The sequence below is a fragment of the Thermosynechococcus sp. Uc genome (assembly GCF_029335995.1).
Classification (GTDB): Bacteria; Cyanobacteriota; Cyanobacteriia; order Thermosynechococcales; family Thermosynechococcaceae; genus Thermosynechococcus.
In genome coordinates this window covers 1-14,071 of sequence record NZ_JARJMS020000039.1, presented here as the reverse complement: position 1 = coordinate 14,071, position 14,071 = coordinate 1, and the positions used below count along the sequence as shown (strand labels likewise).

Genomic DNA, 14,071 nt, shown 5'->3' with positions numbered 1-14,071 from the left:
CTGGAGGCAACATGATCCAGAGAAAGAAGGTTTCTCCTTGGGGCACTGTCACGCGACCATTGATCAGAGCCTCAAAAGCTGCAAACTCCGCCGGTTGACCCACAATGAGCAGGCGATCGCCCCCTTCAAGACAAGTTTCACCGCTAGGATAATTCACCTCAGTCCCATCAGCCCGGACAATGGCTAGCAAGGTGACCCCCGTCAACTGTCGCAGTTGGATTTCTGCGAGGCTCATGCCCTGAATAGGAGAATCCTCAGGGATTGTGACCCAGCGACTATTCATATCCTGAGCTGCTTGCCGTAAGAGACGAGCCGTTCGCTCCGGTGGAGTATCGCCCCGCAAATTGGCGTAATGGCTGTCACGCACCTGTTGAACCTGCTGCTGAATGTGGTGCTCACCCATGCCTAGTGTAAAGAACAAATGGGCAGCCAACTCCAGACTGGCTTCAAATTCTGGTTGCACCACCTCCCGTGCCCCCAGTTGATAGAGCAATTCAATGTCGCGATCGCTATTGGCGCGGACAATGACATCCAGTTCTGGGGCAAATTCTAGAGCACGTTTGAGGCAGAGGCGGGTACTCATACTGTCCGAGAGCGCGATCGCCATGCCAAGGGCTTGATCGACTCCTGCTTTCGCTAAAATTGTGGCACTGGCAGCATTGCCGTAAATATAAGGGAGTTGCGCCTCTCTTACCTCATTAATCACCGTTTCGCTTTGCTCAATCACCAACACGGGATAATTTTGTTTTTGCAGGAGTTTTACCACACCCTTGCCGACGCGCCCATAGCCACAGACAATGACATGATTCCGCTGAGGCAGCCCTGTTAAATCCATGTCGAGGATTTCATCGTCCTTGAAGAGGCGGCGCAGGAGGGGCAATTCTAAAACCACTGGCACCAATCTCAGCAAAAAGGGTGTCACTAGCAACGTGACCGCTGTGGTGCCGAGAGTCAGTAAGTAAACTTGTTGGGAGACCAACCCTAAGCCCCGCCCTGCCGTCAACAGCACAAAGGAAAATTCCCCAATCTGGGCAAGGCCAATTCCCGCAAGCAAAGAGGTTTTCCACGAGTAGCCAAAGAGCTTGACAATCGGAGTTGTGATTAGAAACTTACCGAGAATAACCAAGCTCACCAATTGGATAATGCGATCCAAGTGCTGCCAGAGAAACACCGGATCAATGAGCATGCCAATAGAGGCAAAAAACAGAGTGGTAAAGACATCGCGGATGGATTCCACATAGTCAAGCGTCTGATCGGCGTACTCCACCTCAGAAATCATCAGACCGGCAATAAAGGCACCAATCTCAATTGAAAGCCCCAAATACTGGGTCAGTAGGGCAATTCCCAAACAGAGGGCAACAACACCTAAAAGGAAAAGCTCGCGACTCTCCGTTTTTGCCAGTAGTTGTAGCAGAGGGGGCAGCAACCACATCCCAGCAGCGATCGCCCCCACAGCAATCAAAGCAATCGTCAATACCGCTTGTCCGAGGGCGAGTCCCAACTCCTCTGGGGGCTTATTCAGGGCGGGTAGAACCGCAATCATCAAGCCCACCGCCAGATCTTGCACGACCAAGATGCCCAGCATGATTTGCCCTTGGATCGACTCCAACTCATTGCGATCCATCAGGCTGCGCAGTACCACCGCGGTTGAAGAGAGAGAGAGTACAGCACCGAGGAAAATGCCCTGATTGGGGGAACTCACCCAACCAACCCCAACGGAAATGAGCGTTGTGACTGCAATGGTGAGGAGAATTTGCAGGGCGCTGCCCCCCAAGCTCACCCCCTGGACTTTCCGAATTTCACCGAGGGAAAAGCTGACCCCCAGAGCAAAAAGCAAAAAGGCCACCCCCAGTTGTGCCAAGCCTTCCACTTGGGGTACTTCCTTGAGGAGTCCCAAACCTGTTGGTCCTACCAATAGACCGGCCAAGAGGTAACCCAGCAGGATCGGTTGTCGCAGCAAAGCTGCTAATACCCCCCCTACTGCCGCTGCCCCCAGTACCACACTGAGGTCAATGACAAGGCGAAAATCTTCGGTCATATTTCCTTAATGCTAGGGCATCAAGGCTAGAAGCTGGGAGACAACAGCAAAACTTTCACTGTAGAGGAAGTCTTGCCCCCAGCGTTGCAGTTCTTGACTCAAGAGCACTTCAGCTGTCAGATCACTGAGGGGAGATACATGGTAAGTACGGCACCTCTGGGCACTCCCCCCGGCCTCCATACGCATACAGCCACGGGTTTCTGAGCAAATAATTGTACAGCAATCCGCTTGGAGATTGGAGGAGGTGAGTTTTAAATCAATTAAATCCCCCAGCACGAGTCCCGCATCCCCAGTGGGAATGCCCGCTAGTTCTGCTTTAATCAGGCGCTGATCGGCACCCACTAACTCCACATCGTACAGGTCATAGTCATCGCATTTGTGGCGAATTTGGCGTGGCTGCCACTGTAGCCGCGAAGCCAACCAGCCAAGGTACATTAAGGCTTGGGCAGGATTGCCCTTTTCGTAGTCAATGACTACCTGATCAATTTCCTTGATGGCTAGGCGTCGTTGTGGTGGATCAAAGGCTTCAGCGGCCAGTTCTTGCCAAGCCCCTAGGCGGCGCCAGTTCAAGTCAGTGATGGGAAGGTTCTGCTCTAAAAGGGGCGCGATCGCCCGCAGACCTCGCAGCGGATCGAGAAATTCACTGGAATCGACAATCACGCGACTAAACTGGGGAGCAAGGGTTTGAAACAACTCAAAGTTATTGAACAAATCCCCCTTCCACCAGAGAAAGCGGGGCAGCTCCCGAATAATTAAAGACTGCAACAGGGGTTCGACTCGTTGAAAGGCGCTATGGGTACCCTTGAGGGTAATGTACTCACAACACACCAAGGAACTGCGCACCTTTTTGTTAATGGGGCAATAGGCCGCCACTTGGGCAGTAATCCCCGTATCCTCCCCAAGGGTGGGACACAGAGCAATCACCCGACAGGGGTTTTGGCTGGCGATCGCATCAGCAAGACCACTACCGCGCATATCCACCGCATAGCGATCGCCCCGAGGTGTTCCTTGGGCATATTCCTGTTGCAGTGCCTGTCGCAGTTGAGGCGTGACGCGACCCGTTAAGGGTAAGTTGTAATTCTTTTCGGCAGCGCGAATCGCTGACTGCATGCGCGGGCCAAGGATGCCATCAATAGGACCAGTGTAGTAGCCCAAAGCCGCTAGTAATTGTTGAGTATCATCTGCCTCATAGACAACTAGCGTAAAGGTGGTTGCCCGCACTGCCGCTGGAGCCGTGCCATCACCGCTGTGGCTGAGCCAAATTTGCCGCAAACTCTTTTCAATATCGTCAAGGGAGACATCTATGGGGTCTTGGAGCGCTACTAGGGGAGTTGGTTCAGTTGCCATACTAGGTACCTGTCTGTTAAGGAGCTAAACTCTAGTACTGACAATCGTATGCGATAGTGCATGATAGTTTCATGGAAAACCTGAAACGGCTGCTCTGCCCGTGGAACGGTGGCACAATCTCTGGAACCTTGCCAGAGGTTGTCGGGAAAGTTCTGTTTACCAGAAACAGACTACGGTCTGCTTCTGGTAACTGTCAGATACGAATGCGTTCGGAGCAGGAACAGAAGAGTGTACACTTTTGTGCACTTTCTTGATAACAGTTCAGCCTCTATTCCCATTTCGTCCCATGATGCCCAAACATTAAAGTCGCCGCCAACGCCGTCCATCGGCATTAATCAAAGCTTCTGCGGCATCGGGATCCCATGTCCCCGCTTCGTAGGTGGGAATCGTATTTGCATCCGTGGGGGCGTCCCAAGCACTGAGCACTGGCATCACCACCCGCCAAGCAGCTTCCACCTCATCTGCGCGCGTAAACAAGGTTTGATCCCCCAACATGCAGTCTAGCAAGAGCCGCGCATAGGCATCTGCTGTCGCCATGCCAAAGGAGGAGCCGTAGCTAAAGTCCATTTCCACCGTGCGCGTGCGCAAATCTGAACCGGGCATCTTGGCTTCAAAGCGCAGGGCAATGCCCTCATTGGGTTGGATGCGCATTGTTAGAATGTTGGGATTGGTTTGGCGCGCCGCCGATTGGAAAATCAGCAGGGGGACATCGCGAAACTGAATTGAGATTTCCGTCACTTTTTTTGCTAAGCGTTTACCCGTGCGCAAGTAAAAGGGCACTCCCTGCCAGCGCCAATTGTCAATCACTAATTTCAGTGCCACATAGGTAGGAGTCGTGGAAGTGGGACTGACCCCCGGTTCTTCGCGATAGCCCACCACGGGTTTGCCTTTCATCCAACCGGCTCGGTATTGGGCACGCACGGCACAGGCATCGAGGTTATCCAGATCTGCTAAACGGGTGGCTTGGAGAACCTTCACCTTTTCGTTGCGCAGACTATCGGCATCGAGCGCATTGGGGGGTTCCATGGCGGTCAGAGCCAATAACTGCAGAATGTGGTTTTGCACCATGTCCCGTAGAGCACCGGCGGTTTCATAGTAGCCCGCGCGGTCTTCCACCCCCACAGTTTCAGCAACGGTAATCTGCACATGATCCACATACTGGCGGTTCCAGAGGGGTTCAAAGATGGCATTGGCAAAGCGAAACACCATGAGATTTTGAACCGTTTCTTTGCCGAGGTAGTGGTCAATACGATAAACTTGCTCCTCCTTGCAAACCGACTGCACCACTTCATTGAGGGCTTGGGCGGAAGTAAGATCGCGGCCAAAGGGTTTTTCAATGACCAAGCGATGCTTTTGGGGATCACTCAATAGTCCCGCCGCCCCCAGTTGTTGAATGGCTTCGACGAAAAAGTTCGGTGAGACCGCAAGGTAAAAGACACGATTGCCACGGGTTTGGCGTTTTTCATCCAGCTCGGCTAGGAGCGTTTTTAGCTTGGTGTAGGCGGCAGGATCGTCCATATTGCCAGAGCAGTAAAACAAACCTTGGGCAAATTCCTGCCACAGGGGTTCTGCTTGAATACCGCTGCCAAATTCCTCGACTCCTTGGCGCAGATGCTCGCGAAAATACTCATCACTCCAGTTACGACGTGCCACACCAACAACGGTGAGTTCCGGAGGCAGACGGCGTTCTAGTTTCAGTTGATAAATAGAGGGAATGAGCTTGCGCTGGGTGAGATCACCACTCGCGCCGAAGATGACAAGAATCAGTGGTTCAGGAGTGCGCTCTTGGCGTAAGCCGACCCGCAGGGGATTTTCAAAGAGGGTTACCATGGGTTACACCTGTGTCACGGTTGGGGTAGCAGGGGTTTGCTGAATAAAGGATTCCACAAGGGCAACGTTCTCAGGACTGCCGACAATTAGCGGGGTGCGCATGTGTAGATGATCGGGCACAACATCGAGGAGAGGTTGTGTTCCGGTACTGGCTTTGCCGCCGGCTTGTTCCACAAGGAAAGCAATTGGGGCAGCCTCATAGAGCAGACGTAGCTTACCCGCAGGATTTTTTTGGGTTCCTGGATAGAGGAAAACACCCCCCTGCATGAGGATACGGTGAATATCCCCGACAAGAGCACCACTGTAGCGGGCGCTGTAGCCAGGCTGGCGATGGACATGGCGGACATAGTTGCGAATGGGTTCTTCCCATGCCCAGAAGTTACCTTCGTTAACGCTGTAGATGGAGCCGCTGGCGGGAATTTGCAGGTTCTCGATCGCCAGAATAAACTCGCCGAGGCTGGGGTCAAGGACAAACACATGCGTGCCTTTGCCCATCGAATAGACGAGCATTGTGCTAGGGCCATAGAGAATGTAGCCAGCGGCAATTTGCTTGTGGCCATTCTGCAGGAGATCGGCGGCAGTTCCGTCTAGATCGGTGCCCTCCTGCTGGCGAATCGCAAAAATCGATCCCACATTGAGGTTAATATCCACATTGGAGGAACCATCAAGAGGATCGTAGAGGAGGGTATAGCGGCCAATAGGGCAATTTTCAGGAATGTAGTAGGGCTTTTCCATTTCCTCAGAGGCAAGGCGACACACGAGGCCACTCTGCTTGAAGGCGGCAATAAAGACTTCGTTGGCATAGACATCCATTTTTTTGACATCTTCGCCTTGGATATTCACAGCTCCTGTAAAACCCAGTACCCCTTCCATCAGACCCGCTCGACTCAGGCGGCGGGCAATCAGCTTGCCAGCAAGGGCAATACGATTCATTAGAGCACTGAGGTCTTGGGCATCGGCATCAAAGCTTTGGAGTTGCTGGAGAACGTGGCGAGATAGGGTCAAACAATCGCGATCAAGAGCCTGTTCGTGGGTGGCGTAGTCAGTCATTGCCCTTCCCTAGTGAGGATGCATCTAGCCTCAATCCTAAACCGTCTCTTTTCAGAAGTGGTGAGTCTTTAGAACAACTAAAGATTCAAGGGAGTACTGCTAGTGGTTATCCGCTGCATCCCGGCAGCAGCAAATTCGGCAAAGGTCGCATTGGCAGCTTCGCTAAAATCCACCACTCCCGGCACCACCACAGGGGACATACAATCCTCAAGAAGATAAACCCGTTGAGCCAGTTGGGCATCCCGCTGCTGAATTTCGCTGAGGAGATCCGCCACCGTCCAAGCGACACAGTGACTTTTGGCTTGACCGGCAATAATCAGGCGATCGCCCGCCAGTAGATGCTCAATCAACGCTGTATTTACCGGCACTAGGGGATGCCCTTGGAGGTCATGGTTAACCTCTGGACGCAGCACCGAGTAATTTTCGGTCAGCGGATGGCTACCCTTGAGTTCGATACGGGTTTGCTGCTGTCGCGCCACAGTGTGAAAGAAACAGGCCTCCTCCACAGCAGACACCAAAGCATGGCCAATTCCCCCCAGCATTGAGTGGTAGGGCCAAATTGTCAATGGAAATTTCCCTTTGGCGGCTAATTGTGCCACATAGTGCTGGGCGTAGGCCTGCAAACTCTGTTGATCGGTCAGGCCAAGGGAGGCCAGCAGTTGGGGATTGGGTTGCCAGCGCCCACACTGAACATCGTCAACAGTAATGATCGTTAGGGGCGGCGGTGGTTCCCCGTTAGCATCGATCCAAAAGAGGGGATGGAAAATTTGACTGGCGGTGTGGGTATCGAGGGTAACGATAATCTCGCTAATGTGGGCAAGGTGGGTATAGATGAAGCGGCAGAGGCGTTGATTGTCTGCAACTGCACCTTGGACAAATAGCTCAAACTCTGGCAAGCAAAACGTATTTTGGACATCAATGAGCAAGAGAATTGTGCGCTGTTGATCTTCCTTCGCTGGTGGAATTCGGTACTGCTGTGCCCATTGACGAGCCTGTGCTGCCCGTTCTTGGTAGGGAACGCGCCACACTTGAAGGACTTTAGCAGGGTCAAAGAAGTCAGGAATGGGCAGTTCTGTTGCCGTCGTCATTGGCTTGCCCCTATAGAAGATAAATCTTACTCAATGATACAAATGTTAACTTTTAATGTAATGAGTCTCCCATCATATCAGAAATTCTACGGATAACCAACTATTAACAACCCTTATACTTATAGTTAGTCAAAGCTTAACCTTTCTCAGGAGAGCATAAATGCTGGTGCGCACGCTCAATAGCGTTTTAGAGCAACACATTGCCGGTGTTCCGGGTGTGTTAGCCGTTCTAATTGGCCGCATGACCGATGGAGCAACCATTGCTGAAATTAACTACAGCGGCACTTACCTTGAAAATGATTCTCTTAACTCCTTGGCTGTCTATGCCAGCGATTTGCTGCGAGCCAATAATCGCATGTGCCAAGTGGTGGATCCCACCTCAGAGGCAGACTATTTGTTGGCGGGTTCGGCAGAGGTACGCCTAGTGATCAAGAACTTTAGCAAACTCCCTTACTTTGTCCTGTTTCTCACCAAGAGTAGCACAAACCTGAAGCTAGTGTTTGAGCGCATTAAGGCCATTTTGGCGGATGGGAACCCACTCCTGCCCCCTGTGCAGAAAAACACCACCTCCGCTGCCCAACTGCTTTTGAGCTACGCGCGCCGCTATGCCCCAGATCCTAACTTTGTGACGCTGCGGCTATCGCTGAAAACGGGTCTGCACCGCGAACGATTAGAGAAAGGCCAGCTAGACGAACGGGAAGTGCGCATTCTCTATAAGGGTGTGGCTGATATGTTGGGCGTGGAACGTCTCCCCATTGCACTTCCGTAGTGCTGATTAGTTGACCTGTGTCTAAAAATTACTTGACAACTACTATCTAAAAATTACTTGACAACTACTAGAGAACTATGTTTGATTACCTGTCCATTGATCGCCCTCGGAAGCTGGTGGCTTTTTTTAATGAGCCAGTGATTTTGCACTGCCACCACTACAACCTATTTCTCCAGCAAACGATTGAAGACCCCGACTGGATTGATGGGGTCAGTATCTTGCAAACCTCAGCTCAAGAAATTTTCTATAGTCTGCTTGCCAATGCCTTCAAAACGCTGGGGCTGCAAACAGCGGCGGAACGTCTTGCCACTGCAGCGCACATTTTTAGCTTTTTGGGCTTTGGCCGTCTCAACTTTGAGGTGACAGAAGAAGGGGGCGAGGTGGAATTAACCCACTCCCACTACGCAGAGGGCTGGCTAGGGAAATATGGTGAGCAGGTCAACCGTACAAAACCTATTGATCATCTAGCGGTGGGTTATGCGGCGGCAGCCCTAGATGCTACGTTTGCAGCGCTGGGTACCTATGTGGCCGAAGAAACCAGTTGTATGGCGGTAACACGGCAAGATCACTGCATCATTCAGGTGACAAAGGCACCAGTGCGTCGCTCTCTGACGCCGAGTCCGCAGATGGGTAAACTGATTGATCAACCCGTCCCTCTTCCCAAAGGGGATACCGGTGTGGACTATGATGCAGTCAATGAAGCGCTGTGGGGGTTGCCCCTTGAGGGGGATGTGAATGGTCAAATCCGTGCATTTGATGTGCTGCTAACGCGAATGCCCGCCAACTATTACAACCGCATTCAGTACCGCTTCCTTGATGAGCTACAAAAGGTGGATCCGCAGCTTCTAGAAGTGGGTCAAGCCTTAATTCGGGAATCGGGTCATGTCTGTGTTTTTCACACGTTTGGCAATATCATGAAATCTTTGGAGTGGGAAACAGTTGTTGGCCCAATGTTGAACACCGATACGGATTGGATTCATGGAGCCTATGCCGTTGCCAGTAGTTTGGGGTGGGGGCGTTGGCAAGCCCTAGAGGTGGTCAGCGATGAATTCTGTCGAGTAGCGATTGATGGCAACTATGAAGCCAACTACTTCTTGGCCTCCTACCCCATCACTGCTCAGCCGGCCTGCTACTTTGCCCAAGGGGCAGTACCTGCCATTATGAACATTGTCTATAACGGACGCATTCAACAGAAACCCGTTTTGGATGAGGCCTTTTACAATCGTCTCTTTCAACGGGGCGGTGTGTTTCAAGGGGCAGAGGTGAAGGCACGGGAGAAAGGGGATCCTTGGTGCGAATTCTATGCCCAACGCCTATAGATCAGCTTTAGGAAATGCCAGTTCAAATTTCTAAACGGCGGGAATGTGGGGGTACATGGGTGGTGGATGTCGATCTGGGGCGATCGCCCACCGGCGAGGAACTCACCACCTTTGCCCAGCGCTATGGCGGTCGTTATCGCCAATTTCAGCAGTTGGTATGGTTAGATCTCCCTAGTGGTCGGATTACGGCTTCACTGCGGCTGTCGCGTCTGACAATTCGGCTGGGGGATAAAGCCCTCGAAGCAGCGATTATTGCTGAGTTGCAGCAGCTTGTAGAGGCCAGTGTGCCGGCCTGTGCGGTAGATCTGTAGCGCTGGTTATGACGGGTTGGCTGGGCACCTACAATTTCCTAATTGTTTCGATGACTTTGGGGGCAATGTTGGCTCTGTCGCTCTATTTGCCCCTAATGAGTCGCCAGCTCTCCCTTGCCAGTCCAGCCTTTTATGCCATTGGTGGCTATATTGCAGCTCTGGTCTCAACCCGTGTTTTTGCAGGGCTTCACCCCTATCCTGTGCCCTTGCTGTTGGGGGAAATGATTTTGGCGGCTCTGGTCTGCGGTCTAGTGGGATGGGGCTTAGGGGTACCGGGGTATCTATTTTGCGATTGCCACAATTGCCTTCTCAGAGGTGTTGCGGGTGCTGACCCTAAATTTGGAGATGACTGGGGGGCGATCGGCATTTTTGGTATCCCTCAACCTTTTGGTACGCCGTTGGGCTATCTGTGGCTGACGGTGCCCTTGTGGATTGGAGTGGCGATCGCCATTGGCCGTTTGGAGCAGACCCGCGCCGGCAATGCGATGCAGGCCCTTCGTGCCGATGAGTTAGTGGCACAACCCCTTGGAATTGATACAACCCGCTACAAGGTGCTGGGGTTTGTCTTGGGAGCGATCCTGGCGGGAGTGACGGGTGTCTTGGCAGCCCACCTGTTGAATACTTGGAATCCACGTCAGGGCACGTTTGATACAGGGGTGCTGGCACTGACGGCGGTGCTTGTGGGAGGCAATCGGACTTTTGTGGGGGCGATCGCAGGCGGTATGCTCTTTACAGCTTTACCCGAACTTCTGCGGGGACTGGCCGATCAACCCTCTTTGCCAACGGCAGTACCGCATTTTTCCGCGATGGGCGGCTCATGCGCTATGGACTGCTGATTATTCTCGGTACGCAGTTCTTTCCCAAGGGGCTTTGTCAAGCTCCCAACTGGCGATCGCTGTGGGGTACTATTTCAAGGTCAAGAAAAAAGGTCAACCCATGAATAATGTGATCAGTCCCCCTTAACTCCCTGTGCCCCTGCACTGTATCTCAACAGCCGACAGAGGGGAAAAGTACATCTGTTGCAGCCCTATCTTCGATCCATACTGGCTGGATAAGACAGCCCTGGGCAGGGGTTTTCAGCATGTTGGTACCCAATATTAAGGCCATTCGGCCTAATTCAACCCCACTGAGGACAGGCCAGCCTATGACGGTTTCCCTGACATTAACGAGTGACCTAAGGCAACTGGAGGCACTCTTGACCTGGTTCAATCAATATCGCCCCTCAACCCTGCCCATTGAAGAGTGGCTGAAATTGGAACTGGCGCTTGCGGAAGGGTTTACGAATGCGGTGCGCCATGCCCATCGCGATCGCCCGCCTGACACTCCCATTCGCATTGACCTCTCCCTAGGGGAGACTGAAATTGAATTGCGCATTTGGGATCAAGGGGATCCCTTTGACCTATTGGCCAAACTGCAAACGCTGCCCGCCCAAATTGCCCTCGATGCCGAGGGGGGACGGGGACTACGTCTGCTAGCAACAATCACCGATGAATTGGACTATCAGCGCGTAGAGAATGGCGGCAATTGTTTGATTTTGCGCAAAACCCTCAAATCTATCCCCCGATAATGCTACTTATGGGGAAAAAGACGGGCTTCCAGTTCCTCGTAGGGGGCATCAAAGGGACAGCGATCGCCCATGGGGCACTGGCGACAGTATTTGCCCTCGCTATAGCGTTCGAGGTTTTGACGGTTGAAAAAGTAGGGCTTGTGGCTAAAGGTGCTGGCCACCCACTGCCATGAGAGGTTATTACTTGCCGGGTCGCCATCGAGGAGATGTTGCAAAAACCAAGCAGCGCCTGCTTGCCAGCGCACTCGGCACCAGTGCACCACATAGGCGGCTAGCCATAGGCGGGCATGGTTATGCAAGTAACCGCTTGTTTGCAGATCCCGGCTAAAAGCATCCATACAGGCCAGCCCTGTTTCTGCGGCAACGAGTGCGGGGGGTAAATCGGTTGCATAATCCGTTGCTTGCCAACCCGTTTTATAGGGTTCGATGTCCTGCCACAGGCGATCGCCCCAACGGGCATAGAGGCGTTGCCAATAGTCCCGCCAAGCCAGTTGCTGGAGGAGGGCCTCCGCTTGAGGGGGATCAGCCACCGCTGCGCGCACATGGTCGCGCACTGCCGCTAAACTGATGACCCCGTGGCGCAAATAGGCCGACAGTCCAGTGACTGCCCCGGCTAAAAAGTTGCGACTTTTACCATAACGCTGGGGCTGAATTTTGGCCAGCCGCTCCTGAGCCGCCGCTAGGCCACCACGGGTTTCACTGACTGCCTCATCCGCGCCCACCACATCCGCAAATACTTGGCGCAGGTAGGGGACATAGGCTTCACGGGTTCCTTCCACTCGCTGAATTACAGCGGCAGCCAAAAGGTCTTTTGCAGAACTGGTCATTGGTTTAGGGGCTGAGCAAACGTTCGAGGCGATCGCGGTGATCCAAATGTCCGACAACGCGGCGTACTGGTTGGGGATAGATGCGCACCAATGTGGGGGTCGCTTGGACTTGATCTTCTTCTGCCAGTTCTGGCTGCTTAGTGACATCCACCACTTTGAGTGTATAGGGCACTTTGAGGGAACGACTCAGCAAATCGTGGAGGTTTTTTAGGGCAACTTCGGTAGCATGGGTTTCTCCGCGGACATACAGGCGAAAGACATAGCGATCGGGTTGTGAAGGACGCGGTACAAAGTTGCTTAGGGGCGTGGCTTCCTGCACATCATAGACAAGCTGGTGATGCTCCCACAATTGAGGAAAACGGCTGCGGTAGGCCTCTAGGGCTTGCACATCGCAGGGATGTTGTGGATCTTGAACTAACTGCCAAGGTAAAGCAGGTTGATGCAGAGGGGCAAACAGGGCATTTAATAGGGGACGATGCGGCCACGCCATGGCGTAGACTTCCGCCGCCACCCTTAGGCATTGCTGCTCCTCGTCAAACCAGTAATCCACTGCTGCTGTGTAACAGGGCGAAAGAAATAAGGGCGGCTCCTCCAGATCTAAAAGATGTTGCAGGGTTTGGCAAAGCGATCGATGCCACTGTCCCTGCTTCGATGGGTCGCGGCAAAAGACCACATCCTCCCCTGGTGTAAAGAGAGCCAACCCCTTGTACAAAACAGGCTTGAAACCAGCCATTTGCCTAAACCCGACCCCGTAAAATTTGTGCCATCTCGTTGGGTTTGGGGGAGTTTTCGATGGCGGTTTCCTCGTCAATGCGTCCCGCCTCATAGAGTTCGTAGAGGCACTGGTTCATCGTACACATGCCGTCGTAGCGACACTGGGGAATAATCGCTTCAATTTCCTCTACTTCACCCCGCAAAATATAGTCCTTGATGGCATCGGTGTTGATCATGATCTCGTGAATGGCAGCTCGCTTGCCATCGGTGGTGCGCACCAAGGCTTGGGCAATCACTGCCACTAACGATTCCGCCACCTGCACCCGCATGGGTCCTTGTTCATCGGGGTTGTAAAGGTTAAGAATCCGCTCAATTGTTTTCACCGCACTGTTGGTGTGGAGAGTCCCAAAGACCAAGTGCCCTGTTTGAGCAGCTTTAAGAGCCGTATTCACCGTCTCGCGATCGCGCATCTCCCCAATCAGAATGATGTCGGGGTCTTCCCGCAGGGACGCCTTCAGGGCATTGTCAAACTTCAGCGTATGAATGCCCACCTCCCGCTGGCGGATAAGAGCACGGCGACTTTGGTGCACAAACTCAATGGGGTCTTCAATCGAGATAATGTGCTTTGGCATTTCTGTATTGATGTAGTCCACCATGGCGGCAAGGGTGGTGGATTTCCCAGAACCCGTTGGCCCTGTAACCAGAATCAGCCCCTTGTGGTAGTGGCACAGGTCTTTGAAGACCGGCGGCAAATTCAACTCCTCTAGGGTCAGAATTTTTACGGGAATTAACCGCAGCACCATGGCGGGACCTTTTAAGGCGACAAAGATATTGATCCGCACCCGGCACAGCCCCTCGTATTGGTAGGCACCATCGTATTCAAGATGGGTGCGAAACTGCTCAATTTGCTGGGGTGTGAGCATTTCATTCAGCCAGTAGTTAAAGGTTTCCTCGTCGGTCACGGGATGGTTACTCATCTCAATGCGCCCGCGATCGCGAAAACGAGGTCTTTCCCCTACCCCAACGTGAATATCTGAATAACCGTTCTCAAAGGCCTCCCGCACCAATTGTTCCATCGTCGGGCCAGAAATGCGCGCAGTTGGTGTCACTATTGGTTGGGTTGGTATTGCCTGTTGGGGCATTCCCGGTTGCGGCGGCATGGGGCGGGGTGGTATTCCCGGCTGAGGTGGCATCCCTTGAGGGGGCGGTGG

Annotated in this window: 12 protein-coding genes and 1 pseudogene; 5 read left to right on the top strand and 8 right to left on the bottom strand. The window is 53.0% G+C overall.

From position 1 onward, the window contains the following. The 5 genes from P3X23_RS04510 to P3X23_RS04490 all read right to left on the bottom strand — a co-directional run. Nucleotides 1–2,038: cation:proton antiporter (locus P3X23_RS04510; RefSeq protein WP_300873557.1), on the bottom strand; the 2,038-nt coding region annotated here is incomplete at its 3' end. A gap of 12 nt (nt 2,039–2,050) precedes the next feature. Next, nucleotides 2,051–3,385 carry a glucose-6-phosphate dehydrogenase assembly protein OpcA gene (gene opcA / locus P3X23_RS04505; RefSeq protein ID WP_300873555.1) on the bottom strand — a complete coding sequence of 445 codons (1,335 nt, stop codon included), beginning with the start codon at nt 3,383–3,385 and terminating at the stop codon, nt 2,051–2,053. A 300-nt stretch (nt 3,386–3,685) separates the two neighbouring features. Beyond that, entirely contained in the window at nt 3,686–5,215 is a 1,530-nt protein-coding gene (gene zwf, locus P3X23_RS04500; RefSeq protein ID WP_300873553.1) for a glucose-6-phosphate dehydrogenase, read from the bottom strand. Between the two features lie 3 nt (nt 5,216–5,218). Then, complete coding sequence (gene fbp / locus P3X23_RS04495; RefSeq protein ID WP_300873551.1) at nt 5,219–6,265, bottom strand: class 1 fructose-bisphosphatase; 1,047 nt, start codon at nt 6,263–6,265, stop codon at nt 5,219–5,221. A 77-nt stretch (nt 6,266–6,342) separates the two neighbouring features. After that, on the bottom strand, nt 6,343–7,353 hold the full coding sequence (locus tag P3X23_RS04490; protein ID WP_300873549.1) for an isochorismatase: 1,011 nt from the start codon (nt 7,351–7,353) through the stop codon (nt 6,343–6,345). Between the two features lie 160 nt (nt 7,354–7,513). Here P3X23_RS04490 and P3X23_RS04485 point away from each other — a divergent pair, with 160 nt between their 5' ends. From P3X23_RS04485 to P3X23_RS04465, 5 genes and pseudogenes are all read left to right on the top strand, one after another. Then, complete coding sequence (locus tag P3X23_RS04485; RefSeq protein ID WP_300873547.1) at nt 7,514–8,122, top strand: hypothetical protein; 609 nt, start codon at nt 7,514–7,516, stop codon at nt 8,120–8,122. A 77-nt stretch (nt 8,123–8,199) separates the two neighbouring features. Beyond that, nucleotides 8,200–9,441: a hypothetical protein gene (locus P3X23_RS04480; protein WP_300873545.1), complete on the top strand. Its 1,242-nt coding sequence runs from the start codon at nt 8,200–8,202 to the stop codon at nt 9,439–9,441. 14 nt (nt 9,442–9,455) lie between these two features. Beyond that, on the top strand, nt 9,456–9,752 hold the full coding sequence (locus P3X23_RS04475) for a hypothetical protein (RefSeq protein WP_300873543.1): 297 nt from the start codon (nt 9,456–9,458) through the stop codon (nt 9,750–9,752). An 8-nt stretch (nt 9,753–9,760) separates the two neighbouring features. Next, nucleotides 9,761–10,692: pseudogene (locus P3X23_RS04470) on the top strand (branched-chain amino acid ABC transporter permease). 204 nt (nt 10,693–10,896) lie between these two features. Next, nucleotides 10,897–11,319 (top strand): ATP-binding protein, encoded by a 423-nt coding sequence (locus P3X23_RS04465; RefSeq protein WP_300873539.1) that lies wholly within the window; start codon nt 10,897–10,899, stop codon nt 11,317–11,319. A gap of 2 nt (nt 11,320–11,321) precedes the next feature. On the opposite strand, the gene P3X23_RS04460 is transcribed toward P3X23_RS04465, so the two are convergent. The 3 genes from P3X23_RS04460 to P3X23_RS04450 are packed head-to-tail and all read right to left on the bottom strand — an operon-like array spanning nt 11,322 to nt 14,020. Beyond that, nucleotides 11,322–12,146 (bottom strand): FAD-binding domain-containing protein, encoded by an 825-nt coding sequence (locus P3X23_RS04460; RefSeq protein ID WP_300873537.1) that lies wholly within the window; start codon nt 12,144–12,146, stop codon nt 11,322–11,324. Nucleotides 12,147–12,150: 4 nt separating this feature from the next. After that, nucleotides 12,151–12,879: a circadian clock KaiB family protein gene (locus P3X23_RS04455; protein ID WP_300873535.1), complete on the bottom strand. Its 729-nt coding sequence runs from the start codon at nt 12,877–12,879 to the stop codon at nt 12,151–12,153. A gap of 4 nt (nt 12,880–12,883) precedes the next feature. Beyond that, on the bottom strand, nt 12,884–14,020 hold the full coding sequence (locus P3X23_RS04450) for a type IV pilus twitching motility protein PilT (RefSeq protein ID WP_367186513.1): 1,137 nt from the start codon (nt 14,018–14,020) through the stop codon (nt 12,884–12,886). Between the last annotated feature and the right edge of the window lie 51 nt (nt 14,021–14,071).